Genomic DNA, 2075 nt, shown 5'->3' with positions numbered 1-2075 from the left:
TCAGGTGTTGGTTTAGGAGAATTACGCTTTAATTCTGTTACTCCTGAAACTATTTTAGAATTACGGCGCTGGTGTGAATCTGTTGGTGGGTTTCTAACAGTTTTAGCAGCACCATTAGAGATGAAAGAAAAGCTAGATGTTTGGGGTTATAATCAAAACGGTCTTGATTTAATGCGTGGAATTAAACAAAAATTTGACCCCAAAAATATTCTTAATCCACATTCTTTTGTTGGTGGAATTTAAAAGTAGGTTGGGTAGAACGAAGTGAAACCCAACAAAGCGTTATTATTGTTGGGTAAAGTAGGTTGGGTAGAACAAAGTGAAACCCAACAAAGCATTATTATAGTTGAGATTTCGTTCCCTCGAGAAACAAAATTCTGTAAAATTATTGTTGGGTTACCCTAACGGGAAGCAAGCTACGTTCCTCAACCCAACCTACACTCTGATAACTGTTTAAAACCTAATCCAGCAGAAACAAAATTCTGTTAAAATTATTGTTGGGTTTCGGTTCCTCAACCCAACCTACCCTTGGAAAGGGGGGATTTAATATCTATTCCTCATTTATAAACAAATCATAGAACAAAGAAACTGAAACAATAACTGTTTTTGGTAATTCTCTCATTTTACTAAAATCTTTATCCCCTGTAATCAAAAAATCCGCCTCACTTGCCATTGCTAAAGCGATAAATTTAGCATCTTTAGGGTCTCTTTGAAAGTCAACCACAAGATTAACTTCAATTAACCTTGTACTATCTCTAATTAAGTTTAACCATTCTGTTCTTTTCCTATCACTAAACTTCAGCTTTCTTCGATATAAGACTTCATTATGTTCTGCTAAAATTTATTCTGATATAGAATCCTGATAATTACTATAGCCTAGTCATTGCGACTGGAACGGAGTGAAAGGAAGCAATCTCAGAGGTTTCACGAGATTGCTTCCTATCGTCGCTGCGGACAACTTTTCAAGCGGATTCTATATGATACAATCCACCCATAATCTTCAACCCAGAGCTATATAAAAAAGCTGATAGCTGAATGCTGAAAGCTAATAGCTACTTCAACTTCTATCTAACTTGAAAATCACCAGCTACTAAATCTGTACCACCACCTAAGTTGACAAATTCACCCCCAATACCAAAACCATCTTCAGTACCGTTGGGATTATAATATAACGCTCCACTTACAGAGTTGTAAACAATCTCAGCTTCGGAAATGGCACCATCATCTACACTGGAGACAATTGCAAAATCATCTTCAGATAAACCAATACCAGGAGAACTATCTAGAGCAGTAAAGGTTCTCAAGTCAAGCAAAATTCTATCTTGCCCACTATTAAAATCAGTAATTACGTCTGTACCTATATCATCAGAATCAAACTCTTGATTAGTATTAAAGATAAATAGGTCTATACTTCCTCCTCCCGTTAATTCATCATTTCCAGAACCACCATTCAGGCGATTTGCTACGCAACGCTTACGCGAACGCGACCTTGACCACCGCTGAGAGTATCATTACCGCTTCCTCCAATCAATATATCAGAGTGTAGACGACCTTCTAAAAGATCGTTACCATCCTGACCGAATAGAGTATCATTTCCCCTTGCACCTATAAGGTTGTCATCACCATCACCACCAACAACCCGGTCATCACCTGCGAGTCCATTTAAGCGATCGTCTCCAGCAAAACCTCTGATTATATCGTCAGCAAAACCTGCTTGAATATTATTATCCCGGTTGTCTCCATTGAAAACTACATTTTCATCAGGAATGACAATATCAAGATTTTCCAACACAACCTGTCCGCGCAACTCACCAGTCGGATTATCCTCTGTGTGCAGGTTAATATAAGTTCCTCCTGACTCTACTGCAGCAACTTCAGTATCATTCAGAGTAAAATTACCAGAAAAGAAACCACTGTTCTGACCAGTATCAACTACAGTTAAGTTGCGTAAAATACCACCATTTTCACCAAGTCCACCCACATGAACGTGAACCGAACTTTGAGGATTTCCTTCTGAGTCTTCTGGTCCAACATTTAATAAATCGCTCGACAGCTCGAAAAAACCGCCAGATAAG

Annotated in this window: 4 protein-coding genes; 1 reads left to right on the top strand and 3 read right to left on the bottom strand. The window is 38.4% G+C overall.

What is annotated here, in order from left to right; genetic code table 11:
* Window positions 1–243 (top strand): FAD-linked oxidase C-terminal domain-containing protein (locus F6K22_RS39475; protein ID WP_293110481.1); only part of this gene is annotated, 243 nt, incomplete at its 5' end.
* Between the two features lie 307 nt (window positions 244–550).
* Here F6K22_RS39475 and F6K22_RS39470 read toward each other — a convergent pair.
* The 3 genes from F6K22_RS39470 to F6K22_RS39460 form a co-directional block, all read right to left on the bottom strand.
* Complete coding sequence (locus tag F6K22_RS39470; protein ID WP_293110485.1) at window positions 551–841, bottom strand: putative toxin-antitoxin system toxin component, PIN family; 291 nt, start codon at window positions 839–841, stop codon at window positions 551–553.
* Between the two features lie 223 nt (window positions 842–1064).
* A complete protein-coding gene (locus tag F6K22_RS39465) occupies window positions 1065–1454 on the bottom strand; it encodes a M10 family metallopeptidase C-terminal domain-containing protein (protein WP_293110483.1) in 390 nt (129 codons plus the stop codon).
* Between the two features lie 8 nt (window positions 1455–1462).
* Window positions 1463–2075, bottom strand: a 613-nt coding sequence (locus tag F6K22_RS39460; RefSeq protein WP_293110479.1) for a CHRD domain-containing protein, incomplete at its 5' end; no start/stop codon positions are given.

It is taken from the genome of Okeania sp. SIO2F4, assembly GCF_010672385.1.
Classification (GTDB): domain Bacteria; phylum Cyanobacteriota; class Cyanobacteriia; order Cyanobacteriales; family Microcoleaceae; genus Trichodesmium.
This window is presented reverse-complemented; position numbering and strand designations above follow the sequence as displayed.